A 26,475-nucleotide genomic window follows, 5' to 3' on the forward strand; every position below is an offset into this window, starting at 1 on the left:
ATGCACGAAGAGCGAACCCAAAAAGAGATAAAGAAAAAGGACGATTAAAATGCGGCCTGAATCCAATTATCTCTTAATGTCTAACCTATGAGCAACAGTTAAACAAGAAAGCCGCTAAAAAGCAGCTTTCTTGTTTAACTTAGTTATTACCTTATGCACTGTGGTCTTGGCTCGAACTCGCTTGCTCTAAGTGGCAGCTGAATTACCTTACCGCATCCTGGCGGAGCTTGTTTACCCGTTTCTTCATTAACAAAAGCCCAGCGAATAGAAGGTGGTCGAGTATCAGCTATAGATTGCGGGTTAAGTGGCTTTAAATAACGAATATATGCCTCAAGCGCCCCTACACTCCCTGTTAGTCCTGTACTTTTGTTGTCATCTCTGCCTAACCAAGCCACTGTTACCGTATTTTGATCAAACCCTGCAAACCAGCTATCACGTAAATCATTACTAGTACCTGTTTTTCCAGCTAGTTGAATTGACGGAAAGTGTAAATTTAAACGCTTAGCAGTGCCGTCTTTCGTTACACGTTTCATGGCATATTTAGTCATGTAAACAGCACCTTTATCAAAACGTGGTTCTGACTTTACAGTATGTTTATAAAGAACTTTACCCACTGAGTCGGTTAATGCTGAAATAGCTGTAAGCTCTCTGTATTCACCGTCAGCAGCGATAGTGGTATATAACTGTGCAACTTCGTAACTCGACATTTCTAGAGCACCTAAAAGCAGCGAAGGATATTCATTTATCGCGCCTTTAGCACCTAAACCTTTTAATGTATTTGCTACTTGATCTACACCTACATCAAGCCCTAAATTTACTGCGGGAATGTTTATGCTACGGCTAAATGCTTTATAAAGCGGGATAGCACCTCGATACTGATGATCAAAGTTTTCTGGCTCCCATACTTTTCCCTCTTCATTCGTTACTTGTAATGGCGAGTCATCTAGTAACGTCGCTAAGTTATAATGAGGAAGTTGTAAAGCAGTTAAATATACTGAAGGCTTAACTAAAGAACCTATATTACGTTTTGTATCTAAAACGCGATTAAAACCAGAGTAACGAACATCACGCCCTGCGACTAATGCCGATACACCGCCTTTTTCTACATTAACAGAGATCATTGCCGCTTCTAGCTTTTCGGTTTTAGGTCTATTTTCTAAATACGGTAAGCTTTTTTCAATCGACTCTTCCATCGCCGTTTGTTTTTGCAAATCAAAATAAGTAAATACTCTTACACCTGCATCAAGTGTTTGCTGATCAGGTAATAACTTATTTAGCTCACGGTTTACTAACTCTAAATAACCTGGGTACGATTTTTGTAAACTTGCTTTCATTGGTGCAATATCGATAGGTCTATTTAACGATGCTCTATATTCTTTTGTATTTAATAGTTTATTTTCAACCATTAAACGAAGTACCAAGTCACGACGCTCCATAGTACGTTCTTTATAACGACGAGGATTGTAGTAAGACGGTCCTTTAACCATAGCCACCAGCAATGCTATTTGGTCGTATTCAAGCTCATCTATAGGCTTTGAAAAATAAAAATCAGAAGCTAAGCCCATACCATGTACGCCTTGGTTATAAGACTGACCAAGGTAGACTTCATTTAAGTAGGCTTCTAAAATTTGATCTTTTGAATAACGATAATCCAAAATAAGCGCTATAAAAGCCTCATTTACTTTTCGTAAAAGTGATCGCTCGCGCGTTAAATAAATATTTTTAGCTAATTGTTGCGTAAGTGTACTACCACCTTGAACGGTGCGCCCTGCACGTATATTGCTATAAAGTGCACGTAAAATAGAAAATACTGACACCCCGTGATGCTCATAAAAATTACGATCTTCTACAACAAGTAACGTATCTTTTAACATTGCAGGAAACTTATCAAGCGGCACAAACTCTCTATCTTGTTTTGAGTCGTTACCAATTCGCGCTATTTGTACGGGCTCTAATCTGGCGTTATTTAAGCGTCTACCAAATTTATCTTTTATGGTTGCTACTTTTTGTCCTGCAAAACGAAGTTCAATAACATGAGACTCCTCAAGCCCATCATAAAATTCAAAGTCACGACGATAAATTTTGATGCTATCAGCAGATTGAACAAATTGCCCTGTACGGCTTAGCTTATTTACCGACGTGTAATTTAATCGCTCAAGTTCCCATATTACTTCTTGGCTTGATAAAAACTGTCCTGGGTAAAACTCCATAGAACGCGCATAAACTTGTGCAGGTAATTGCCACTTATTGCCTTCAAATTGACGAGTGATTTTTGAGTCTAAATAAATGAAGTACATCGCCATCGCTATAATTACAGCTAAGCTAAACTTCCAAAACACAGACCATGTTTTTCTAACAAACGAGCGTTTAGCAACAACAGCAGTTGTTTTTTTAGCTTTTTTAGAAGCACCTTTTTGTGGCGTACTCGATGATTTACTCGCACGTTTAGTTGGAGACTTACTGGTAGGTGTTTTTTTATTATCAGCCATTTAAGTGTAATTTATTCCAAAGGTTATTTGCAAAGTGGATCTTAGCATATAGCCCATAACCCTAACACCTCAAAAGTTAACCTTCCCTGAAACCAAAAAAAGCCCTACCGAAGTAGAGCTTTGAGTGAACACACTATAAATTTACAAAACTATATTTTAGCCATTACGAACTGATACAAACTCAGGGTATGCTTCAATACCACAGTCATGTTGATCCATACCATTTAGCTCTTCTTCTTCTGTAACGCGTATTCCCACTGTTTTGTTAAGTACAGTCCAAACAATAAACGACGTGATAAAAACAAATCCAGTGATACAAAGAAGACCAATTAACTGAGTAACAAAGCTAGCTTCGCCATTGGTAAGTGGTACTAATATAATACCTAACGCACCACACGAACCATGAACAGAGATAGCGCCAACTGGATCATCAATTTTAATTTTATCGAGCGCTATAATACTAAATATAACAAGCGCACCGCCAAGTAAACCAAGTAAACAAGCCATTAACGGAGATGGTGATAATGGGTCTGCAGTTATAACAACTAAGCCTGCTAATGCACCATTTAAAACCATTGTTAAATCTGATTTACCCCAAAGTACTTTACATACGAACAGTGCTGAAATTGCACCCATTGCAGCAGCTGCATTGGTATTAAGCAGTATTTGACCAACCGCAGTTGCATTTTCTTTATCAGAAAGTAGTAATTGCGAACCACCGTTAAAACCAAACCAACCCATCCACAAAATAAATGTACCTAGCGTGGCAAGTGGTAAGTTAGAACCTGGAATAGGATATATTTCGCCATTTTTTCCGTATTTACCTTTACGAGCACCTAGAATTAGTACGCCAGCTAATGCTGCTGCTGCGCCTGCACCATGCACAATTGCTGAACCAGCAAAATCAACAAAACCCATTGTATGTAAAAACCCTCCACCCCATTTCCAGTAACCTTCAATTGGGTAAATAAATCCCGTAAGCACAACAGCAAAACCTAAGAAAGCCCATAGTTTCATACGTTCAGCAACTGCACCCGATACAATAGACATAGCTGTTGCAACAAACACTACTTGAAAGAAAAAGTCAGACTCTAAAGAGTGACTAGCATCAGCCGCTTGCGTGCCAATTAAAGCGCCTATTGATGGAATAATCCCACCCTCTTCATTGCCTACATACATAATGTTGTAGCCAACAAGTAAAAACATCGTACAAGCGATTGAGTATAATGCGACATTTTTAGTTAAAATTTCTGCTGTGTTTTTAGAGCGAACTAAACCCGCTTCTAACATGGCAAAACCTGCCGCCATCCACATTACTAATATACCTGAGATTAAAAAATAAAAGGTATCGAGTGAAAATTTTAGTTCTATTATTGTATTTTCCATGATGCCTCCTTAAAGTGCTTCTTCGTCAAGCTCGCCAGTACGAATACGAACAATTTGATCTAAGTCGTACACAAAAATTTTACCATCGCCAATCTTACCTGTAGAGGCGATTTTTGTTATAGCTTCTACAACGCGTTGACAGTTTTCTGTGCGAGTAGCTATTTCAAGTTTAATTTTAGGAATAAAATCAACCTGGTATTCTGCACCACGATATAACTCTGTATGACCTCGTTGACGGCCGAAACCTTTAACGTCGACTACAGTCATCCCCTCAATACCTAAATCAGCAAGTGCTTCTCGCACATCGTCTAATTTAAATGGTTTTATTATTGCACTAATCATTTTCATAGTGGCCCCCTTTGGACGCTTATTGTTATCCTGATTAATTGATACAATCCAACCTTTGTGCCACTATTTTATATAAATTAAAAACAATAACTTAAGTTCAAAAGCAAAATAAAAGACAAAAAAAACGCACCATCTAGGTGCGTTAATTTAACAAGTTAGCTACATTGGTGCATTGAGTGTTTTATTCTTCTTTAAAAGCGACTAAAAACCTTAAATCAGACAACGCTTTGTTTTCTATACAATACAGTTACGACCTCTACTTTTAGCTTCATACAAAGCGGTATCGGCAACGCGCATTGCATCAGTAAGACTGGTATTTTGAAAATCTGCGACACCTATACTTGTTGTGATGGTTAATGGCTTATCTGTAATAGAAAAATCATAACTTGCCATTTTCTTTCTAAATGCTTCTAAATATTCACGCCCTCGGGCAAGCTCTATATCAGGTAAGATAATCGCAAACTCTTCACCGCCTACTCGTGCAACCGTAAAGTTTGAAAACGTAGAGCGCATTAATGAACCGACTTGTTTTAAAGCCTGATCACCACCTTCATGCCCAAATGTGTCATTAATTTTTTTGAAAAAATCAATATCAAGCAATGCAAGCGTGTTTTTTTGATTTTTATTTTTTAATAGTTTTTCTGCATATTGATAAAAGTAACGGCGATTATAAAGCCCTGTTAAATGATCTCTAAAGGCACTTTCTTTTATGTCGGCTATTAAAGAAAGCTGCTCCATTGTTTGTAATACTCGACAATGAAACTCTTCATTCATAAATGGTTTTGTTAAAAAATCATTTGCACCATATTTAATAAATCGTGCAGACAAACCATGCTTGCCGGCACCTGATAAACCAATAATGGCCAAATCGTCGCGACCTCTAAAATTTCTCACTGCTTTAACAAGCTCGAAGCCATCCATTGTAGGCATTGCATAATCGGTCATTAATAATTTTATATCTGGATTAGCTTTTAATATATCAAGGGCTTGCTGACCGTCGTGGGCGTCTGTTACATCAAACAGTTGTTTTTGAAGCATTTGCTTCATCAAAGAACGACTCAGCATTGAATCATCTGCTATAAGTGCCTTACAGCCTTGGTTTCTTAATAGCTGAGCAACTAGCTTAACGGCGTAATGATACGAATCACGATTATCTTTAATAACATAATCAACAACACCGAGTTCGAGCATTTGCTGGCGTTTATATTCATCAATTTTAGATGTTAGAACAACTGTTGGTATTTTTTTAGTTAAAGTGTACTGCGCAACTTCACCGTGTGGTGCATCGGGTAAAGTTAAATCAACTAAGGCGAGTGAATAATTATGTTTTTCAACATATGTTTTGCATTCAGCTAAGGACCATGCAAAATCAATTGCAACATCAAGGTACTGCGCAGTTAAGTGGCGTAGAACCTGTTGCACTACTTTACTGTCTTCTACCACTAATACTCTTTGCATAGACCTTCTCTTTACTTCTGATTAATTTTATAGCCGTAACTACAAATAAAAAATAATAAAACTATATTTTTGCAGCTTTAAACTACAAAAAAGAGTAAATAAAACATCCGGTAAGTATTGTTGTAATGTGCTTTAAATATTAAAGCGTATTCCATTAGATTTATTGAATGAGCTTGTATACAAAAAAGATACAAACTAGGACGCAAATATACCGGATTTTTGTAATTAGCTAAATAAATAAACATAAAATAGTGTTAATAAGGTGCATTACACAGCTCTTTAACACTTATTATTTTTACTTAACCAGTATTATCGGCCACTAGTCTCAATACCTTTGTTATTTATCTCATTTTTATCTTTAATAGCGTATCAACAATAATAAGGATACTCCATGAAGCTTAGTCGTATTATCGGTTTACCGGTAACTGTTATTGCATTAATACTCAGCACTGCCTCATTTGCAGATAATCAACGTCGTATAGATGTTGATAGTAAAGTTGTAACTCAGCATAAAGCTAAAATAAATGGTCAGCGCTTTACTTATACTGTAGCGACTGGCACACAGCCTGTTTGGGATGATAAAGGGGATGCCGTAGCCACATTGCAATACACTTACTACACACGCGATAAGGTAGACGATAGAACAACTCGTCCATTATTAATTTCGTTTAATGGCGGACCTGGCTCAGCCTCTGTATGGATGCATCTTGCATATACGGGTCCTCGCGTATTAAAAATTGATGACGAAGGCTACCCTATTCAACCATATGGTGTAAAAGATAACCCTTACTCCGTACTCGATATCGCCGATATTGTGTATGTAAACCCCGTTAATACTGGTTACTCTCGTGTACTTGAAAACGATAAAGGTGAAATTTTATCTAAAGCAGAACAAAAGAAAATGTTTTTTGGTGTAAATGCCGATATTAAATACCTTGCAGAGTGGCTTAATACTTTTGTAAATAGAGCTGAGCGCTGGCGCTCTCCTAAATTCTTAATTGGCGAGAGCTACGGCACAACACGTGTATCTGGTCTTGCTCATGAGCTACAAAACAGTCAATGGATGTATATAAACGGTGTTGTACTTGTATCACCTACCGATATTGGTATTAAACGCGACGGCCCAATTAAAGCAGCTAACCGCCTACCTTACTTTGCAGCAACAGCTTGGTACCACAAAGCGCTTAAAGCCGACTTACAAGCCAAAGACCTAGATGAGTTATTACCTGAAGTAGAGCTGTTTACTGTAAACGAATTAATTCCAGCACTTGCTAAAGGTGGTTTTATTAATGCTGACGAAAAACGTCGAGTTATTACAAAGATGGCGCACTACGCTGGTTTATCAGAAAAGTTTGTTGAGCAAAATAACTTAGATATCCCTACTCAATTCTTTTGGAAAGAGTTGCTACGAGAACGAGGACAAACTGTTGGTCGTCTCGATTCTCGCTATTTAGGAATGGATAAACGCGATGCTGGAGAATCTCCTGACTATTGGGCAGAACTTACGTCTTGGTTACACTCATTCACACCTGCTATTAATCACTATTTACGCGAAGAGTTAAACTATAAAACAGATGTAAAATATAACTTATTTGGCAACGTGCATCCGTGGGATAGAACAGGTAACAATACAGGTGAGAATTTACGCTTGGCAATGGCGCAAAACCCTTACTTAAACGTAATGATTCAGTCTGGCTATTTTGATGGCGCAACCAATTACTTTGACGCTAAATATACATTATGGCAATTAGATCCAAGCGGAAAAATGAAAGATCGTTTGAGTTTCAAAGGTTATAGAAGTGGACACATGATGTACCTTCGTCATGCTGATTTAGAAAGTTCTAATAACGATTTACGTGACTTTATTGAGCAAGCTTTACCAAAAGAAGGGCAAGCTGCAAAATACTAAAAAACACACATAAAAAAATGGCTCTTTATGAGCCATTTTTTATGTGTGCTTTTCATGTCGCAAACAATAGCTTTTAAGTTGAGTTATTACATCGTTAAAACATAACTCTAAATCACTTATTATTTCGCTTTTAACAGCTTTCTTTTCTGCAAGCAATTCAACGTGCTCGCATAATTGGGCAAGTTTTAAAGCAGCGACTGATTTGGATGAAGACTTTAAACCATGCGCCTGAAACGCTAAGTCAGTGTAGTTTTCGCTTATCGCGTAAGCATTTATTAGTTTTATTTGCTCACCCGCTGTTTGTAAAAATGCGTTAAATACCATGCAATGTATTGTTGGATCATCACCTAGCATTGCTTTTAATAAAGTTATATCTAGTTGATCAAAGTTATCTGAGGTTATCTCTGCTGCACTATGCTTTTCTTCATTTGTACTTACTATTGTTTGTGAATGCTCCATTAGTAATGTTTTTAATTTAACAAGCTCAATGGGCTTAGTTAAAAAGCCATTCATTCCGCAGTTATGGCAATTATCTATATTGCTTTTAGTGATGTTGGCAGTAATCGCTATTATAATAAGGTCGTTAAAGGCACTCTGTTTACGTACTTTTTTAGCTAACCCTAACCCATCAAGTAAAGGCATTTGAATATCAGTTAATAAAATATCAAAGCGGCTATTTTGCAGTGCCTGCCAAGCTTGCTCACCATTACTAACAAAAGTAGAGCTGACCCCTAGCATGGTCAATTGTTGTTTTAATACCTGCTGATTTGTTACCTGATCCTCAGCAACTAAAACTTCAAGCGTGGGCAGCATTACCGCATCTAAGTTTTGCTTTGTTACTTCTTGTATTTGTGCTTGTGCAGGTAAATGCGCTTGTTCAAAACCATTAAAAGTTAAGGTAAAGCATGAGCCTTGTTCTTGCTTGCTGTGCACACTAAGCGAGCCTTGCATACGCTCTACTAACTCTTTGGTAATCACTAAGCCTATACCTGTGCCATTCACTTTGCTGGTTTCTGCGCCTAAACGGTCAAAGGGTTTAAATAAACGAGAAATATCATCAGGAGCAAAGCCACAACCTGTATCGATTACATCTATTTCACACTGTTTTGTACTTAAAACTCTGCAGTTAACATTAATGCTGCCATTTGGCTTATTGTATTTTATTGCATTGGACAGCAAGTTAAGCATTACTTGTTTAAATCGGCGTTGATCAATATAAATACTCAACCCTTCAAGTGCTTCAAAGCCTTGGGTTGTAAGTGTGATTGACTGCCCTTTAACTAGCTCAGTTACTAGCTCAACCGATTCTTCTAAGATATTTTTAATTGGAACGTAAGAAAAACTAAATTGCATATTACCCGACTCAATAGCAGTTAAATCAAGTACATCATCTATAAGCAATAATAAATGTTCGCCTGCTTGATAAATGCTTTTAGCGTTTTCCTTATGTACTTCATTTGCTTTTTCATCGTATCCATACAGTTGAGCCAAACCCAAAATTGCGTTTAAGGGTGTTCTTAACTCATGGCTCATACTTGCCATAAAATCAGATTTTGCTTTACTTGCAGACTCAGCTTGAATACGTAATATGTTTAACTTTTGATGGTTGTTAGCAACTTCATTAACCATGTTATTAAATGCATTAATAACACTACCAACCTCATTTTTTTGTTGTTTGTCTATGTGGCAATCAAAATCACCTTTAGCCAAACGTGCAAACCCAAGTTTTAGCGTTCTCAAAGGCGACGTAACTCTATAATCTACCAGCCAAGCCAAGCCTATAAAAACGACAACTAAAATTATAAACTGTATGTATATTAACGTGTAATGGAGTTTTGATGATTCATTTATTTCATTTGTAAAGTTAACAACCAAGCTAATATTAGCAAGTGATTTATCTAAAAATTCAACCTGTTGAAATAACAACAAATCACCATTCTCATTAGCCCCTATCCATGTTTCGAGTGGGTACAACTGATTTCCTGTTTCAGAATCAACAATTTTTATGCTTTTCCAATTAGGACGGGTTTGCAACTGGCTGTCTATTTCTTCATAAAGCTCTGCATATTGCCTAGTTAATAATGGTGTAGTAAGCGAGGTAGATAATTGAACTAAAGAACGCTGAGCTGCTTTTGACAAACCATCATTTACCCAGCGTGCTTGTTCAGGTAATGCGTAAAATATAAAAAGAAAAGCCATTAGTAGCCCACAAAGCAATACCACAATAAAGCTTTGCGCTCTTAAGCTACGAAACCCTTTAATTTTCAACATAAAATGAGCGTAAGCCCCATTGGGTTAACTGTTGGTATTCAGCTAATGTTGCAATACTCGGCTTAATAATTGGGATCTCTTCAAGCAAATATTTAAATTCTGGATCTTGTCCAATACTTAAAATAGCCTGCTGTACTTTTAGCTGTATTGCAGGGTCAACCCTTGGATGAGCAACAATTGGATGACGGCTTATTTCACGTGTTTTATAAAGTATATCAAGCTTATTCTGTAAGTTTTCTGGTTGTTGCTTAAACGTCCCCATTACGCCACCGCCAGCCATAGTTGAGCGCAATGCTACATTTAAATAGACCGATGGATGGGTTTGAACATAAACCGGTTTAATAGTTATTCCATATAATAAAGCTAAGTCGGCTCTCATTAGTAATGAAGCACCTAATGCATTTGGTGCTGGAAATGCAATCTCAGCCCCTTCAAGTTGGCTTAACTTAGTAATACCGCTGTCTTTATTTACAACTAAAATACCTTGAAGTTTACGCCCTGCATCTTTTATTAACGGTAAATATCCTTGTTTTTCATGTGCTATAACACTATGCCAAGGATTCATATAAGCAAAATCGTATTCACCATTAGCAAAAGCTTGTTCAAATACAGGGATCGATTCAACCGTAATTAACTTAATCGTCACTCCGGTCTGTTTACTTACTTGTTTAAGCAAAGGCTGCCAAATTGCATTTAGCTTTTGTGGCTCATACTGTGGTACAACACCAAAGGTATACTCTTGAGCAAATAATAGTAAACTGTGCATTAAACATAATATAGCCACTAAATACTTCATTAAATCTCCAAATAATAGCGCGTAATTATTATTAGCTTAGTTAAATACTGAGAAACCCACCATAAAATTATTATTTATTCGGTATTTAACACTGACCAGCTTTAATAATAGGCGGTTTTGCTTGATATTCTTTGCTAATAAGTATGTTGCGTAAATTTACGAGGGTTTTATGAGTACTTTTAAGTCCCACTTTATTATTAAGCCATGTAGGAATAGAGCCGCCTGGTAAAGCATAAACCTGATAGGCAATATTTAAATCGTCACCTTGTTTGGTCAACAACCAGTGTGCATTTAAAGTAATAACCCTTACAACCCCTTTGGCACGAGGTAGCGAGTCGGCTCTAGCCTTAACTACTAACTGACTTTGAGTTGGTGTTAATTGTGAGTAGCAGGAATAAGTAATTACATCTCTATTAGCAACAGGCCAAGGAGAGTCAAAGTAACTATATACAAGGTTTTCGGATGGGCTTAAATGCTTAATAACATTTACTTTTGAGGCGTTTTCTATCCATTGGGGTGCGGTGTTTGTATCGCTAAGCAATTCTAAAAAATCATTAGCATTTACATTACTTACTGTAACTACCCCTCTTACTTCAAATGTATTATCACTGTGGCTTTGATAATACACACTTACTCCATCTTTGTTATTATACAATTGCCATTTTGGCTCAGAGTGAGCGTTAAAACATTGAACTAAAAATAAAATACTAATGCACCTTTGTAAAAAATTAACGTTACAAAAGTGCATTGTTGTTATTGCCAATAAGGTTTTATATCAAAAGAAGCTAGTCGGCTTTGCTCCATAGCACTTATTAAATATTCAGATTTTTGATCAAGCCAAGATTGAATTTTTGCTAAATGTTCATCCTCTTGACCCGCACATAGTTGCTTTAAATACTCCAAAGTACTCAGCTCATACATACCATGAGAAATATCTAACCAAGGTAACCTAAACTCTAACCGTTCTTCTTTATCAAATAAAGTACCGAGGCAATTACCACTTAGTAGACTATTTTCAAGCTGCGAACGTAAATCAAGATAACCAACAACATCCATTGTTTGTTCTTTTGGTAATAGTTGATGTAAGTTTTTCCAGTCTTTATTAAAAAGTCTATTAGCAATTGACGACACAGGTTTCTCTGCAGCTTGAAGCTCTACTTGTCCCCAATCTTTACGCCATTGCTTATCAATCAACCAAGTTGTTAGTGACAGTAATAAGCGGTTATAACGTGCGCTATGAAACAATGCGTTAATATCATCAATACTCGGTTGTAGTTCTTTTAAATCGCCGATAACTTGCGCCAACGCGGGAGCTGCATTTATTTTTTTATAAAAAGCATGGCGTTTAGATGTATATGTTTTTAACTGAATTGCATTTTCTACCCATGCTAATTCACTTAATAGCCACTTAAGTTCTGTACGTAAATGATCTGTACTCTCTTTAGACACAATATCGTCGTATAACCAAAAAGTATGGCGGATTAAACTAATGCCATCGGTTACTCTTTTTAGTGTTTTTAAGCTCGGCTTGTCAAAATAGCATTGCTCATGTTTTTGCACAAAACGAATACCAAAGTTCATTGCTGCTGTTAACGCACTTTCTTGACTTGCGTTACTTGGCAATTGAACAAAGCCTATAGACTTGCTTGGTTTTAATGGTTTTTCATCTGCAAGGCGATAACCACGAGCAGCTTTAGAATATAATCCTAAACGAATACAGTTTTGGCTAACCAATAGGTCTGCAAAAGCAAACAACTCACTACGGCTTCCCTCAACAAGTTCAATTTCTAACTCGCTAATAATCTCAACTTTGCCCGCAGCTGCAACTTCACCTTTATCTAAAACAACTTCAATTTTGCCACCTGTTTCGGTTTCGATTAACCAAGTACGGCGAATAAAGTTAGTACTAAATATAGGATATAGGTTTTTAGAAACGCTACTCACCTGCATGCCATGCGGCCAAATATTGGCATTAAAAGCCATTAAATTAGGACGATTTGACTCAATAGGTAAATTGTACTCAGGTCGTTGATGCAAACCGCCAACAACTTCACCGGCAAGCTTTATAGTTTGCTCGCATTGGGTATCGGCACAACGTGTCCTAAAGCCAATATCAAGCGCTCTAAGCTCACGGCTTGGCGTATCATAATAAGCATTTTGTAAACTACGCGATGGCTTATTAATAACTGTTTTTGCAAATTGAGTAATTAATGAGGGGATCAGTGGAATAACGGCATCTGACACCAAAAACTTCAGTTCTATCTCAGTATCCATTCGGTTTGCGGATTACCTTTAAAATAAATAAGTGCTCAAAATAAACAAAGCGCATCCACAATGCAAATTTTTTAACCTTATTTATCCATCAAAACCAGAGCTGAGTTACAATATCAGTCTTGCTATTACGTTATTTAATCCATACTATCTAACTACTTATGTGAAATAAAAATCATGTTCATAACGGACGCAGTTAGATCAACAAGGTAGATAAATGCTAAAACATTGTTTATTAGGGCTACTTTTAACAGCCACCACATTTATGAGTTATGCAGAAGAAGCGCAAGTAACCAACTCATCTGATGCAAAAACCGCTTATATTATCGATAATTTATATACATTTATGCGCTCTGGTGCGAGTAAAAATTATCGACTACTCGGCTCTGTAGATGCTGGAACAAAGTTAACCTTGTTATCTGCTGAAGAAAACGGCTTTATTAAAATTAAAGATGATAAAGATCGAGAAGGTTGGATAGAATCTAAGTTTGTTACTAAAACAGCAGGATTACATCAGCAATATAAAACGCTTAGTAGCGAAATGAGCACGATGCAAGAAAACCTTCGCCAAGCTCAAATAGAACTTCCGCAACTGCAAGAACAAAATCAAACTTTAACTGATCAAAACTTACAATTATCTGATCAGATCACTAAATTAAAAACAACGCTTGAACAAGAGCGCACTCAAAAAGAAGCAGCAAGCTCTAAAGAGAAACGCCAATTGCTAACTTACGGTGGTGCTATCGCATTTTTGGGTCTGTTTTTAGGTATTATTTTAACAATAGTGTTGTCGCGTCGTAAACGCTACGAAGGTTGGGCGTAAAACTAAAAACGCTTAACACTAAAAACAAAGCCGCTTTAAAGCGGCTTTGTTTTATCTGTATTTTCATGAAGCTCGAGTTTAGGTGCACTCATTCCCTTCAATAATCGACCAAATATATCTGCGCCAGTAATAATGCGCTTCTCATCACTCCACACTAATACTACATCGTGATCAATTGCTCCATCAAACGATTTATCGAGTGAATGATTAGCACGTATTTTTAAAATAACTTCACTTAAACGCATAGTCTCATCGGCCACTATGATAGGTCGATGGCAGTAATGGTATGGATCAAACGTTTCTGGTTCAAACAATGCAGAACGTAAAAAACCATCAGCATCAACAACCAATAACGGCCAGCCATCTTCGTTAGTAATAATTACCCAGTTGTAACCCGACTTATGTAACTTACGTAAAAATTCATTATCAGCGGTTAAAGTAAGCTCTGGAAAAATAGGCAAATCAAGTTTGGTTGGTAACGATATAATAGAATCTGGGTCAATTACCTCCCCTTCTTTGGTTACGCTTATTTCATCTAAACTAAAAAAGTTAAGCGCACCTATACCCTCTACATGCTGAACATCAGCCTCTTCAGCCTCTATGTGTTTACGAATAATGCCTCTAAGCTCGCTTTCAGCAAAGTAGGTAATACCTTCTTTACCTAGCCATGCATCAAGTATTAAGGCTGTTGGCTTAGCCACTATATAAAACAGTATTTGGTAAAACTTGATAAGTGGTGAGAGCATACTCGCCATTTTTAATGCATTACGCGAAAAATAAGCTTGTGGCGTTATTTCACCAATAATTGTAATTGCTATTGTTGAAAACAAAAACGAACTTGCGCCCATTAATACCGAATCAGAAAGAAGCGTAAGCAGTACGTTAATACCTACATTACCCCATAAAATAGTCGATAGTAAAAAGTTAGAATCGTTTCGAAGCGCCATCACTTTTATAGCTGCTTCGTTGCCTTTTGTGCTTTCCATTTCGAGCTGTAACCGGCTTAGCGAAAAAAACGCTAAGTTTAAGCCCGAAAATATTGCAGATTGTGAAATACACAACGCAATAGCACACCAAATCATGACTTCAAAGGTCATTATATTTTCCTGTAAGTAATACCAATCCACAATAATACTTAATCAATTTGAGGGGTTAAATCTGACGCTAACTACGTTAAAAATTTCTGATATAGAACAACTAAATAACGAAATTTTTGCCTTGTTATCGACACGATTTTCTTCCCTCAAAATAGTTCACTTAATTAAGCTAATTGGTATAAGGCTTATAAAAGCAATAAACTGCCTAAACCTAAAAAGGTAACAAACCCAACAATATCAGTAACGGTCGTTAAAATAACCGAACCCGATAAGGCAGGATCAATTTTCATTTTGTCTAAAATAGACGGAATAACAACGCCAGCAAGTGATGCGGCTACTAAATTTAATAATATTGCAACGGTAATGGTAATACTGAGCATTAAGTCGTTAAACCATAAGAAAGTAAGCAAACCAATTACAAATGCCCACACTAATCCGTTAACAGCACCAACTCGTAACTCTTTTTTAAGCAACGCGCTACGGTTTGAATCTGTAACCTGACCTAACGCTAAACCACGCACAATAACGGTTAGTGTTTGGCTTCCTGCAATACCCCCCATAGAAGCAACTACAGGCATTAATACAGCCAGTGCTACAACTTGTTCTATAGTTGCACCAAACAAACCTATAAACCACGACGCTAAAAATGCCGTTGCCAAATTAATGCCTAACCATATGCCACGGTTTTTAGCACTTTTTCGCACACTTGCGAACAGGTCTTCGTCTTCTCTCAAACCACCCGCTTTAGCAGCAGCTTCATCTGCTATTTCTTGACGTAGTTCGTAAGCCGAGGCAATTGTTAATCGCCCCAATAATTTGTTATCAGCATTAACCACTGGTAGCGCCATTTTTTCACTGTGGATCACCACTTCGGCGGCTTCATATAAATCGTCATCGGCATGCAACGATGAAAAGTCATGATTAGCCAATGTCATTAAGTTATCGCCATCACCCGCTTTAATTAAATCATTAACCGCAACCTCGCCTATTAAGCTGCCTTTACGGCTTACTAAGTAAATGACCTCACTGTATTGCGGTAAACCTTTATGCAGTAACTTTTTAGCACCACCCGCAGTTAATTTTTCTGACACTTTTAAAAAGTCAAAACCTAACCAGTGACCAAGCTGCTCTGGCGGATATTGCTGCGCTAAATCGTATTGCTTAGTTTGTGCTTCATCGAGTTGTTTTTTTGCATATTCAACAAAACGTTCTGGTATAACTTCTTCAAGCTCTAGCAGTTCTTCTACGTTTACTTCGTCAAGAAGTTTAAATGCATCAACGTCTTCTAGTGTTTGCAATAACCATAAACAGCTATCTTCACTTAAATTAACGAAAATTTCGTGTTGCGTGTCTTCGTCAAGCAACTGCCAAATTTCAAGTCGTTGCTCTTTTGGAATTGCTTCAAAAAGTAAAGACAAATGCTCAGTAGAGAGCGTTAACTGTGCATCAGCTAATAATTTGTTTTTGCGCTCTGTTGTATCGCACTGCAGCAAATCATTTATAAGTTGTGGAAGTTGATCAACTGGATACTCAATCATCTTAAAGCCTTAAAAAATCATTATGTTATGTAAAGAGTGTACCTTAGCTATAAATAAATGCTGGTAATATTTACGGTTATAAAACATTAACTACTTATTTTTGCGCATTGTATGTGTAAAAAATAAAGAGCCCTAATGTTTATTTTAAATTTATAAAAAAGCAGAATAATGACCTATATTTTATAGTTCACAGCACTGAGGAATACTACAAATAGCGTACTTTAAAGCTGATATTAAAATAGCAGGCATAAAAAAAGCCCACGATAAAATGAACTCATGGGCTTTAAAAAATATGTTAAAAACTAAAGGCGCTCTGTAATACTGCGTACTATGTCAGAATTTAAAAACTGAGCAAAAATACCAGCCCCCCATGCGTAAGTTCTTTGTATTGGATAACCTTTAAATATCCAACGTTTACGAACATGATTAAAGCGTACTAAGTAGTCTTGCTTAGCTTGTGGTAAAGGTTCTACTGAAAGTTTATTCCATGCCTTATAAACGCCCGACATATCAGTGCCACGCATAAACCGCTGTAACCATCTCGGAAAGCGCGCAAAGCTAATCGTTGACTGAAAATCTATAAAATAGGGTTTTCCATCAGTGCCACATAAAATATTTCCCATATTACGTAAATCTAAATGGACGATACCTTTGCGATGCATTTTTGCGACTTGACGCTCAAGTTCGCTAAAAAAGTTAACTGGTAGGGTTTTATCTTCATGGATTAATGAACGCAGTGGCGTACCTTCAATGTAATCATAAGCGACCGCGATGGGTGATAAACGGCTAAAGTTATTTGCTACAGCATTTAAATCAGCTAAACGACTCAGACCTTTATATTCTTGATTAACCGAAATACGTGCAAACGATTTACGAATAAACCATGGACTTTGACTAAAGTCTTTAACAATCAAATCAAATTTGTCATCTTTATATCGATACACAATTGCATTAGCAAAACGTCCTTTATGAACAACGCTTAAATATTGTTGCTCAAATATATGCTTTGGAAACTTGTGTTGTAATTGTGCTAACAAATCGTTTTTAATCATAACAAACCCAACATAATAATAACTTTAATTGCCTAGGCAACTATATTATCAAAGTTGTATTTCACACACAATAATAGTGAGTAGTTAGCTTGCTAACTTTTTTATGTTAGATAGAACAATTCTGAATAAGAGACTACGATATAAAAGTTTAGGTTAAGCATCCAAGTTATTAATGGCTCTAAATAATAAGCCAGCAATCTGATCTTTTTCGTTATCAGTAAAACCATTCAGCGCTTGCTTATATACATCGTTTATTATTGGTAAAATTTCGGGGTACAACACTTTACCTTTTTCACTTAAGCATAAAATGGTAGAGCGTTTATCAAATTCACATTGTGTTTTGGCTATTAAACCTTTTTCAAATAAACGATTGAGTAACCGACTCATTGCGCCACGGTCATAAACCATGTGTTCGCATAACTCAGCCAAAGTGCTAACGCTGCCTTTAGCAAGCAACACAACAACAATATATTGAGCGGACGTTAAATCCATAGGTGCTAACTTAAGGTCTATGTGTGCAACCAATCTAGAACGTAAAAGCGACACCAGCCGCCCTAAATCTAGCTCAAGGTCTAACTCTTCATTATTACAGCTTTTGATTGAAGGTATTTTTGACATGTTCAACTCACTACTTAACATATTAATTTGCAAGCAATAGACTTTAGCTACAATAAAAAATTCAATAATTTTATAAAAACAAAAATAAAAGCCGTAACAAAAAATGTTACGGCTTAAATAATAAATTTAATTAAAGCTCTTTAAATTTTAAACTGACCCACTAAATTACCTAAACTTTCACCTCGTCCAGCTAAGTGTTCACTAACCGTCGATGTTGTTTTACTTGATATAGTAAGCTCATTTACAATTTCTTGTATAGCAAACACATTGCGGTTTATTTCTTCAGACACACTACTTTGCTCCATAGCCGCTGTCGCAATTTGCGTACTCATATCATTAATTGAAGTAACTGAGCTTGTCACAGCACCTAAACTTTCAGAAATAGCACGTGACGATTCAACCGAACGGTTACAACTATGCTGACTTGCTTGCATTGCATCAACTGCAGCCGTTACTAGGTTATGCAACTCGCTAAGCATTTCGCTTATTTCTAACGTACTTACTTGCGTTCTACTTGCTAAGCTTCTTACTTCGTCAGCAACTACAGCAAAGCCTCGACCTTGCTCACCTGCACGTGCAGCTTCAATTGCAGCATTAAGTGCCAATAAGTTAGTTTGCTCTGCAATCCCGCCAATTACACTCAATACGCTATTAATTTTTTTAGATTGATCGCTCAAAGAGTCAACTTGCTTAGCTGCAATGTTTATTTCACCCATTAGCTTTGAAACTTCGCTTAATGAAATATCAACACACTCTTGTGCTCTAGCAACATCTTGTGTTGCCGCTTGTGTAGATACTGCTACTTGAGTAGTATTTTGTGCGACTTCGTGTGAGGTTGCCGACATTTCGGTTATTGCTGTGGCAACTAAATCTGTTTCATGGTTATGGTTTAATAACTTTTCTTCTATTAACTGCGTTTGCGTATTAATATCGCTAGAGGCTGTTTTAACATCGTGCGTTACATCTACTACATTAGCAATAATGCCATGTAGCTTACTCACAAACATATTAAATGCTTCACCTAACTGACCAATTTCATCCTGAGTATGAATCTCTAAACGTTTAGTTAAATCGCCATCACCTTTAGCTATATCGTCAAGGCTTTGTACCATTCCTTGAATCGGTTTTACCATAGCATTAGCTGCAACAAGTGCACATATAACGGTTAACACAACCCAAAATAAAGCAATTAGCAATAAGGTTGTTACCTTGTCATTCATATGACCTTGCATTGTAGCTTGGTATTTATTCAACTCGACATCTATATCATCCATATAAGCACCCGTACCAATCATCCAATCGGTGCCTGGTATCATATCGGCATAACCCATTTTTTCGACTAAGCCAGTGGCATTTGGTTTTTGAAAGTGATAGTTAAATGCCCCGCCACCCTTACGTGCTTGATCAAGTAGCCCTACTATAATTTTTTTACCATTAGGGTCTGTCATTCCTATTTTATTTTGCCCTTCAATTTCATCACCAAGTAATGCATGAAAAACGCTAACCCCGTTAGTATCGTAAATAAAAAAGTAACCACCTTGCCCAAAAGTTAAATCCCTTAATGCATCTTTGGCATCTTGCTCTGAACCTTGTGCCAATTGATAGCGAACAATTTTAGTAGCAATTTCAACTTCTGTGCCTAGTAAAACTTGTTTGTCATTTATTAATTTAGTTTTGAATGAATTAAAATTTTGCTGTTGATTTTTTGATTCTAAATAGTACGAACTCAGCATCAAACTAATCAAAAGCAACATAAGTGGCAAAATAGCTAATAACAATAATTTGTTTTTTAAGCTTAAATTACTCATTATTTCTCCGAAATATAACAACGGTAAATTTGAACAGCAATGACATAAATATAACAAAAATCAATGAATTTTTGCCACCACTTATAATTGCCATAAAGGATACAATTTATATAACTACATTTTGCTTACATTGCTACATTAAAATATAAACATTGGTAATAAATTAAATATATATTAAAGCCAAATCATTGAATTAGCTAATTTTCACGTATTATAGTCGCGGCTAAAGTGTTTTAATACTTAAAACATTGCGACCTTAGTCTTAATTAAAGCTACACAGGCAACCCATTAATCCGATATAATTTACTAATATTGAATTGAAAACACTTTAATTTTTTTGATCTTTAGCAAGCAAACCTACGTATTGGCTACGTTTTACCTTTGGTAACTAATATACCACTAGGTATATACATTATTATTTGTCAATAAAAAAGCCATTAAAAACACAACAATTTAACAATTATAATGCAATAAAACACTTGAAAAATTATATGGTTTTTTATTTTTATTAACATATAATAGCACTATATTACTAATACGAATTACCTAGAATTAAAAGCGGAACAGACATCATTTTGAATCGTCTCCTTAAACAAAGTGAAATAAATAATTAATGAAGTATATTTTATATCTTGCGCTTTTAGTCTCTGCCCATGTGCTAGCAAAGCCAATAACTAATAATAGTATTGCCTTTTACTACTCTGAACCTATGCCCCTAGCTGAAATGACCTTTTACTCACGCGTTGTAGTACAACCCGAATCAGTAACCAAATATGAGCTAGATTGGTTTAAGCAACGAGATATTTCTGTTTATGCATATTTAAGTGTAGGTGAATCTTTTGATAAAAGGGAATCTTCTCTTAGTGTTAACCCTAACTGGAATAGTCATATTGCCGATCTAACATCAGAGCAATGGCAACAGCAGCTACAAAAAAATGCAGCTAGTTTACGAGACCGTGGTTTTAGCGGTTTATTTTTAGATACTCTCGATAGTTACCAGCTTTTAGATACAAAACATAATAAACAAGATCAAAAAGCCGGTTTAATATCGATTATCAAAAAATTATCAACAACATTTAATAAACATTTAATACTTAATCGCGGCTTTGAGCTACTACCGCAACTTAAGGGAGTCGCTACAGACTTAGTTGCCGAAGGTTTATATAGCCATTACAGTCCTGTAGACAACAGCTATAAATTAACAACTGAAAACGATCAAACATGGTTAAATTCACAATTGCGTACGGCGCAAAATTTAGGCTTTAAAGTACAGGTAATTGATTACGCAAAACCTGATAAACGTTTAGCTATGGCACAAAAAATAATAGCCGCAGGGTATGCACCTTGGGTAACCGATGGACACTTACAAACATGGGGTACATCAAGCATTAACCCTGTTCCTAGGCGCATATTAATACCGTACAACAGTAATATTAAACCTTTAATTTACACGACGGTACATTTAAAACTCGCAACTATGATTGAGTACTTAGGGTATATTCCTGATTATATTGATGTAGCTAAACGAGATTTACCAATAGTTGATCCGAGCCTACATGCTGGGATTATTTCATGGACTAATAGTGATGAGTTTTACACTCCAACTATTACCAATTGGCTGCAAAGCAACTTAGGTGTTGTGCCTGAGCTGATCATGGGTGAATTGCCACAGTCGACAAAATTGTTACTAAACTTAGGTATTGAAGCACTTAATATATTACCTGAAGGTCCCTATGAACTTAATTATTTTGCCCCGTGGTTAAAAGGTGAAGCAACAACACCTCCAGCAATAATAAAACCTTATTTACTTAAATTAGCACCTAATGCTAGCGCACTTATAAATATAAAAGCAGCTGATGATAGTATTATTGTTCAAAGTGCTAAAACAAAATACGGTGCCGTGGTTGTAGCCCCTTGGCTTATAGACACCTTACCAATGGAAGGAAGTAAATGGGTTATTGACCCCCGTACACTTTTAACTAAAGCAATGGAACTTCCTCCTATTTTAGTACCCGACACAACAACGCAAAGCGGTCGACGAATGCTAACACTGCATATTGATGGTGATGGATTTACAAGTGTTGCGCACTATACTGGTAAGCCATATTCTGCAGAAGTAATTCGCGATGAAATAATTAAACGTTACAAGCTTCCATTAACGGCATCCGTGATTCAGGCTGATATTGAAAAAAGTGGTTTGCATTCAAAGCAAAGCCCTAAGCTTGAACGTATTGCACGCAGTATTTTTAACTTACCTTATGTAGAAATTGCTTCACATACATATAGCCATCCTTATTTTTGGACTGCATTATCAGGCCTTCGAAAAGTAGATGAAAACGAAATTGATTATGGCTTTCATCTAGATGTACCGGGGTATGACACTATAAGCTTAAAAAAAGAAATTACAGATTCAATAAAGTACATTGATGAGAAGCTCACGCCAAAAAATAAAAAAACAGTCATGATGCTATGGTCTGGCGATGCAACGCCTGGACCTAAAGCACTTGAGCTAGCTCGTGATGCTGGTGTACTGAACGTTAATGGCGGTAATACTGATGTAAATGCCGATAACCCAAGCCTTACTCATGTATCGCCAATAGGTAGGCCAGAGCGCGATTTGTTATATCAAATCTATACTCCTATATTAAATGAAAATGTATATACAGATTTATGGCATGGACCCTTTTATGGCTTTAAGCGCTTAACTGAAACATTTGAGATCACAGAAAAGCCTTATAGATTAAAACCATATACTATTTATTTTCACTTTTACTCTGGTGAATTACCAGCAGGACTAGATGCTTTAAAACATAATATTGATTACGTGCAAGCAAGACCAAACACACCAGTACATTTAAGTCATTATGCTAAAATAGCAAAAGACTTTTATTTTTCAGCACTGGCCAAAAACAGTGACGGTGAATGGTTATTTAGTTCAAAATATATCCGTACTTTACGAATTCCTACTGATTTTGATATGCCAAATATTTCCCAAAGCCAAGGTGTATTAGGAGTAACTCAAAAAGGTGATTACGTTCATATTATTGATGACATAGCTCGGCTTAATTTTGATCATAGTAAAAGCACTAATAAACCGTATTTAGCTTCTGCAAATGTTGTTATTGATAATTGGCAAGTAAACGGTGCTGTTAGCTTTAAAGCTTGGGTACCTGCTTCGCTTGATTTAATAAATGCACGTTCTTGTCAGTTTATATCTAATCAAGGGACCCGATTTAAGGGCGTTACACGAGGTAAGTTAACTCATTTTGAAATACCAGCTGGCAACTTTTATGGCTATCTTAACTGCAATGGAGTCGCTCGATAATGAACACTAAAAAGCGTCCTCAGTTAATTTCTTTAAAAACAATATTAGCCGTATTGGCAGTAAGCTGTTTTGCACTATATGCGCTATTTCCTCACACTTTATTTATAGAAGATGACACTCTTTCACAAGATTACACTTTTGAAAAGTCGTACCTTAATGCTGCGCTAAACACCGACCCTAATAACGAAAAATTGCGTGCTAAATTAGTGGAGTTACATATAGAGCTGAGTGAATACTCAGAAGCAACAAGGGAGCTTGAAAAGCTTCCTAAGAGTGAAAAAAAGTCAGCACTTGAAATAAAGCTACTTTATTCTTTATGGTTAGCTAGTGGTGCAAAAAAAGATGACCATTTTGAAAACCTATCTCTAAAAATTGGCGCATTTAAACACTGGGATGAGCAAGTACTTACAATAGCTAAAGCAATTGGTTTAAATGCAAAAGTAGCGCAATATTATCAAAAAAATAATAAGCCGCTGCTTGCTGCTAATTACTGGTTAAGCGCGGGCGAACCAGCAAAAGCATTATTAATTTATAAAGCCAACATAAATGCTGATATTGCAGCAAAAGCAATTGAAACAGCACTTGGAGCTAATGACTCAGTGCAAGCATATGCATGGTGGAAAGCATACGGTGACCAAAAGGATGTTAAACGTACACTTTATTTAGCTAACTTAGCTGGTAATACCGAAGATGCGGCAAACGCAATTGAAGACTTATTAAAATTAGAACCAAATAGTACTCAGTACCTTACTCAAGCTATGCATTTGCGTTTAGCTAATGGGGATGCAAAAGGTGCTGAACAATTACTAGCAAAATTACTCGATAAAAATCCAAACGATAAAGAACTTCATTTACTTAATTGGAAAATTAAACGCTGGCAAAACAAACCAAAAGAAGCATTAAATGAGTTTAAATGGTTGATGGCTAATCATGCTGTAACACCTGCAATGCTTACCGATAGCGTAAATGATGCTACCGCTTTGTATTTATATCAAGATGCCAACGATATATACGCGTACAAAGCTCAAAATAGACAATTAAAAGGTAATGGCTTTGCTAAATGGATGCAAACGAATGAGTTTATTGGTAATGCTAAGCAAGAGCTAAATAACATAAACCGCTTTGAACAAATTAATGGTAAAAGTGCTCTGTCGCAATATTGGAAAGCAAAAGTATTACACGATACGGGTAACTTAAAAGATTTAAAAGCACTGTGGCCAAGCTACAAAGGACCTAAAGAAGAAAAAGATTTACTTTGGTTTGCGCGTGCTTTTTGGCTTGAAGATGACTTTAAAACGGCATTATCTATTTTAAAAAATAAACAGCAGAGCACCGACGGCGAGTTTTGGACTGCAAGAGTAGACATGGCACTTCGCGTTCAAGATAAAAAAGAAGAACTTTATGCATTTGAGCAACTAAAAGCGATTAGCACGTTAAGTGTTGGCGATATGCTTCATTATCAGCAATTAAAGTTTGAAGGCAATCCTAAAGGTTTACTTGATTATTTATGGAAACAATCGCCACTTCAATCTAGACAGATCATTAAAATTGCTCTGTTAAGTACACAAATAGATGATGCAGAATCGGTTGCTCGTGTTCATGGCGAGCTTGAAAAGCAACGTTACAATAAAGAACTTTACCCTGCGTGGTTAATTCTTTCAAACTGGTATCAAAATCAGAGTGATTTAAATGCGGCTTACACGACCTTAAATCGGGCTGCAAAATTAAGTGAATACAATCCAGATGTAGTGTTAGCACAAGGTTGGTTGGCATTACAAATGCACGACACGGTAATGATACAGCGTATTTTAGACAACTACTCGCAAGGCGAAACCAGTTATTCATGGTCGCAATTACTGGCCAGCTTATCTATTCATGAAAAATCTTATAACAGCGCCTACTTTTACCTGCGTAAATTGGCGATTGCCGATCCGAGCGATTTAACAACACTTGTAAATTTAGCCGATGTAATGCGATTGCTAGGTTATTATGCAAACGCTACCGAGCTTAATCATTACTTACTACAACATTTACCTAAAGATAAATATGCCTACAGGGGATTAATGATCCGCTGGGCTGGCGCTATGGCTATTCCTCATTTGATGCAGTTCAATTCAATGGATGAGCTTGCCCCTGATGCCATTGGTCAACCCGCTGCAAATTGGTGGCTAGCCAGAAGAGCGGCTCAAAAATTAGAACCGTGGCAAAAACTGCAACTGTATATGACTAATGGTGAATTTAATAAAATTAAGCAACTTATTGCTGAAAACACATTAACAGATGCAGACGAGTTAAACGCCCTACTCTATTTAAGGCAGCCTTACGCCACAATGCAACGTTGGTATGAAGAGCTGACCAAAGAGCCTGATGAATCACAATTAAGCCTAGTGCGTAATGCGCGTGCTTCGTACTTTAGAGCGCTTGAAATTAACTTATCACCAGAGGCTGGTTTAAATAGTAGCCAATACGACATTAATGTTTATTTTCCATATGCGAACGGTCAATGGAAGTTAAGCCTAAGTAACCAACAAAACTTTAATAACAACGGCTTATTGTTTGCCATTGAAGATAAAATAACGTGGGGTCGTTGGTATTTCGATGCAAAAATAGACTCTCATCAAGGCAGTTTAGCAAGTCGCCAAGGGTTTAGTTTAGACTCTCGTTACCAGTGGGATTCTCGTACGCAAGTTGGATTAAAGCTTGAGCACAACGTAGAGAACCGCCAGTCAGAGGCATTACTTAGCTTTGCGCAACTTAATAAAGCAACAGCCTACGTAAACTACAATATTGATGGCAGACAAAGTGTGCAACTATCAGCTGCGGCAATGTCTTTTTCACGACGTGATGATGGAAGTTCACTTATTAATGGACAAGAATATAACGCTCGGTATCAATACAGTATTTTAAAAGACAGACCAATTTGGACTGCTTATTTTAGTGCGCAATGGCAAGATTTTGAACGTATGAATGCGCTTTTAAATACCGGTAATGACATCCCATTAAATATAGATATTCAGCCTTTTAGACGCTTTGCTTTAGGGTCTTCTTTTGCATCAAATGGCTCGTTAGAACCTCCATATTTAGGTGAAAGCCCTTCATGGTTATTTGATATAAGCACCGGATATCAAACAATAAACGATGATATTGATATGTCGGTTTCAAGTGGCGCTGGGTGGTCTATTTTAGGTGATGATTTATTTAAATTACAGCTGGGTTACCAAAGTAGTAATAAAGTAGGTAACTCAGATACACAATTACAATTAGGATATTACGTACATTTTTAATG

17 protein-coding genes are annotated in these 26,475 nt (G+C 36.6%); 4 read left to right on the forward strand and 13 right to left on the reverse strand.

The window, feature by feature from the left end; translation table 11 throughout:
• Nucleotides 1-146: 146 nt before the first annotated feature.
• From mrcB to GQR56_RS08975, 4 genes are all read right to left on the reverse strand, one after another.
• Nucleotides 147-2,489 carry a penicillin-binding protein 1B gene (mrcB, locus tag GQR56_RS08960; RefSeq protein ID WP_166110531.1) on the reverse strand — a complete coding sequence of 781 codons (2,343 nt, stop codon included), beginning with the start codon at nt 2,487-2,489 and terminating at the stop codon, nt 147-149.
• A 156-nt stretch (nt 2,490-2,645) separates the two neighbouring features.
• Nucleotides 2,646-3,875 carry an ammonium transporter gene (locus tag GQR56_RS08965; protein WP_166110534.1) on the reverse strand — a complete coding sequence of 410 codons (1,230 nt, stop codon included), beginning with the start codon at nt 3,873-3,875 and terminating at the stop codon, nt 2,646-2,648.
• 9 nt (nt 3,876-3,884) lie between these two features.
• Nucleotides 3,885-4,223, reverse strand: coding sequence for a P-II family nitrogen regulator (locus GQR56_RS08970; protein ID WP_024611922.1), 339 nt, complete (start codon nt 4,221-4,223; stop codon nt 3,885-3,887).
• Nucleotides 4,224-4,457: 234 nt separating this feature from the next.
• Nucleotides 4,458-5,681: a response regulator gene (locus GQR56_RS08975; protein WP_024611921.1), complete on the reverse strand. Its 1,224-nt coding sequence runs from the start codon at nt 5,679-5,681 to the stop codon at nt 4,458-4,460.
• A gap of 391 nt (nt 5,682-6,072) precedes the next feature.
• Between GQR56_RS08975 and GQR56_RS08980 the strand changes: the two genes are divergently transcribed.
• Nucleotides 6,073-7,590, forward strand: coding sequence for a carboxypeptidase (locus GQR56_RS08980; RefSeq protein WP_166110536.1), 1,518 nt, complete (start codon nt 6,073-6,075; stop codon nt 7,588-7,590).
• 39 nt (nt 7,591-7,629) lie between these two features.
• Here the strand turns inward: GQR56_RS08980 and GQR56_RS08985 are convergent, their stop codons facing one another.
• The 4 genes from GQR56_RS08985 to GQR56_RS09000 form a co-directional block, all read right to left on the reverse strand.
• On the reverse strand, nt 7,630-9,861 hold the full coding sequence (locus GQR56_RS08985; RefSeq protein WP_166110539.1) for an ATP-binding protein: 2,232 nt from the start codon (nt 9,859-9,861) through the stop codon (nt 7,630-7,632).
• Entirely contained in the window at nt 9,848-10,657 is an 810-nt protein-coding gene (locus GQR56_RS08990) for a phosphate/phosphite/phosphonate ABC transporter substrate-binding protein (protein WP_166110542.1), read from the reverse strand. The genes GQR56_RS08985 and GQR56_RS08990 overlap by 14 nt, the downstream gene beginning before the upstream one ends.
• A gap of 85 nt (nt 10,658-10,742) precedes the next feature.
• On the reverse strand, nt 10,743-11,405 hold the full coding sequence (locus GQR56_RS08995) for an START domain-containing protein (RefSeq protein ID WP_166110545.1): 663 nt from the start codon (nt 11,403-11,405) through the stop codon (nt 10,743-10,745).
• A gap of 5 nt (nt 11,406-11,410) precedes the next feature.
• Nucleotides 11,411-12,931 carry a CYTH and CHAD domain-containing protein gene (locus GQR56_RS09000; RefSeq protein WP_166110549.1) on the reverse strand — a complete coding sequence of 507 codons (1,521 nt, stop codon included), beginning with the start codon at nt 12,929-12,931 and terminating at the stop codon, nt 11,411-11,413.
• Between the two features lie 214 nt (nt 12,932-13,145).
• Here GQR56_RS09000 and GQR56_RS09005 point away from each other — a divergent pair, with 214 nt between their 5' ends.
• A complete protein-coding gene (locus GQR56_RS09005; protein WP_024611915.1) occupies nt 13,146-13,751 on the forward strand; it encodes a TIGR04211 family SH3 domain-containing protein in 606 nt (201 codons plus the stop codon).
• 35 nt (nt 13,752-13,786) lie between these two features.
• On the opposite strand, the gene GQR56_RS09010 is transcribed toward GQR56_RS09005, so the two are convergent.
• From GQR56_RS09010 to GQR56_RS09030, 5 genes are all read right to left on the reverse strand, one after another.
• Complete coding sequence (locus tag GQR56_RS09010) at nt 13,787-14,848, reverse strand: CNNM domain-containing protein (protein WP_166110552.1); 1,062 nt, start codon at nt 14,846-14,848, stop codon at nt 13,787-13,789.
• Nucleotides 14,849-15,033: 185 nt separating this feature from the next.
• Complete coding sequence (locus GQR56_RS09015) at nt 15,034-16,386, reverse strand: magnesium transporter (RefSeq protein WP_166110555.1); 1,353 nt, start codon at nt 16,384-16,386, stop codon at nt 15,034-15,036.
• A 302-nt stretch (nt 16,387-16,688) separates the two neighbouring features.
• Nucleotides 16,689-17,438, reverse strand: a complete 750-nt coding sequence (locus GQR56_RS09020) for a serine/threonine protein kinase (RefSeq protein ID WP_166110558.1) — start codon at nt 17,436-17,438, stop codon at nt 16,689-16,691.
• A 153-nt stretch (nt 17,439-17,591) separates the two neighbouring features.
• Nucleotides 17,592-18,056 carry a MarR family transcriptional regulator gene (locus tag GQR56_RS09025; protein ID WP_166110561.1) on the reverse strand — a complete coding sequence of 155 codons (465 nt, stop codon included), beginning with the start codon at nt 18,054-18,056 and terminating at the stop codon, nt 17,592-17,594.
• Nucleotides 18,057-18,196: 140 nt separating this feature from the next.
• Nucleotides 18,197-19,864, reverse strand: a complete 1,668-nt coding sequence (locus tag GQR56_RS09030; protein WP_166110564.1) for a methyl-accepting chemotaxis protein — start codon at nt 19,862-19,864, stop codon at nt 18,197-18,199.
• 613 nt (nt 19,865-20,477) lie between these two features.
• Here GQR56_RS09030 and GQR56_RS09035 point away from each other — a divergent pair.
• Entirely contained in the window at nt 20,478-23,189 is a 2,712-nt protein-coding gene (locus GQR56_RS09035; protein WP_166110567.1) for an endo alpha-1,4 polygalactosaminidase, read from the forward strand.
• Nucleotides 23,189-26,473: a tetratricopeptide repeat protein gene (locus GQR56_RS09040; RefSeq protein WP_166110570.1), complete on the forward strand. Its 3,285-nt coding sequence runs from the start codon at nt 23,189-23,191 to the stop codon at nt 26,471-26,473. The genes GQR56_RS09035 and GQR56_RS09040 overlap by 1 nt, the downstream gene beginning before the upstream one ends.
• Nucleotides 26,474-26,475: the final 2 nt, after the last annotated feature.

The organism is Pseudoalteromonas sp. Z9A5 (genome assembly GCF_011378875.1).
In the GTDB taxonomy this organism is placed as follows: domain Bacteria; phylum Pseudomonadota; class Gammaproteobacteria; order Enterobacterales; family Alteromonadaceae; genus Pseudoalteromonas.

Excerpts from the sequence above, each read along its gene's own strand:
- GQR56_RS08995 (WP_166110545.1), bottom strand. The coding sequence starts at position 11,405 with ATGCACTTTTGTAACGTTAATTTTTTACAAAGGTGCATTAGTATTTTA.
- GQR56_RS09010 (WP_166110552.1), bottom strand. The coding sequence starts at position 14,848 with ATGACCTTTGAAGTCATGATTTGGTGTGCTATTGCGTTGTGTATTTCA.
- GQR56_RS08985 (WP_166110539.1), bottom strand. The coding sequence starts at position 9,861 with ATGTTGAAAATTAAAGGGTTTCGTAGCTTAAGAGCGCAAAGCTTTATT.
- GQR56_RS09000 (WP_166110549.1), bottom strand. The coding sequence starts at position 12,931 with ATGGATACTGAGATAGAACTGAAGTTTTTGGTGTCAGATGCCGTTATT.
- GQR56_RS08975 (WP_024611921.1), bottom strand. The coding sequence starts at position 5,681 with ATGCAAAGAGTATTAGTGGTAGAAGACAGTAAAGTAGTGCAACAGGTT.
- GQR56_RS09040 (WP_166110570.1), top strand. The coding sequence starts at position 23,189 with ATGAACACTAAAAAGCGTCCTCAGTTAATTTCTTTAAAAACAATATTA.
- GQR56_RS08990 (WP_166110542.1), bottom strand. The coding sequence starts at position 10,657 with ATGAAGTATTTAGTGGCTATATTATGTTTAATGCACAGTTTACTATTA.
- GQR56_RS09035 (WP_166110567.1), top strand. The coding sequence starts at position 20,478 with ATGAAGTATATTTTATATCTTGCGCTTTTAGTCTCTGCCCATGTGCTA.
- GQR56_RS08980 (WP_166110536.1), top strand. The coding sequence starts at position 6,073 with ATGAAGCTTAGTCGTATTATCGGTTTACCGGTAACTGTTATTGCATTA.
- mrcB (WP_166110531.1), bottom strand. The coding sequence starts at position 2,489 with ATGGCTGATAATAAAAAAACACCTACCAGTAAGTCTCCAACTAAACGT.
- GQR56_RS09015 (WP_166110555.1), bottom strand. The coding sequence starts at position 16,386 with ATGATTGAGTATCCAGTTGATCAACTTCCACAACTTATAAATGATTTG.
- GQR56_RS08970 (WP_024611922.1), bottom strand. The coding sequence starts at position 4,223 with ATGAAAATGATTAGTGCAATAATAAAACCATTTAAATTAGACGATGTG.
- GQR56_RS09030 (WP_166110564.1), bottom strand. The coding sequence starts at position 19,864 with ATGAGTAATTTAAGCTTAAAAAACAAATTATTGTTATTAGCTATTTTG.
- GQR56_RS09020 (WP_166110558.1), bottom strand. The coding sequence starts at position 17,438 with ATGATTAAAAACGATTTGTTAGCACAATTACAACACAAGTTTCCAAAG.
- GQR56_RS09005 (WP_024611915.1), top strand. The coding sequence starts at position 13,146 with ATGCTAAAACATTGTTTATTAGGGCTACTTTTAACAGCCACCACATTT.
- GQR56_RS08965 (WP_166110534.1), bottom strand. The coding sequence starts at position 3,875 with ATGGAAAATACAATAATAGAACTAAAATTTTCACTCGATACCTTTTAT.
- GQR56_RS09025 (WP_166110561.1), bottom strand. The coding sequence starts at position 18,056 with ATGTCAAAAATACCTTCAATCAAAAGCTGTAATAATGAAGAGTTAGAC.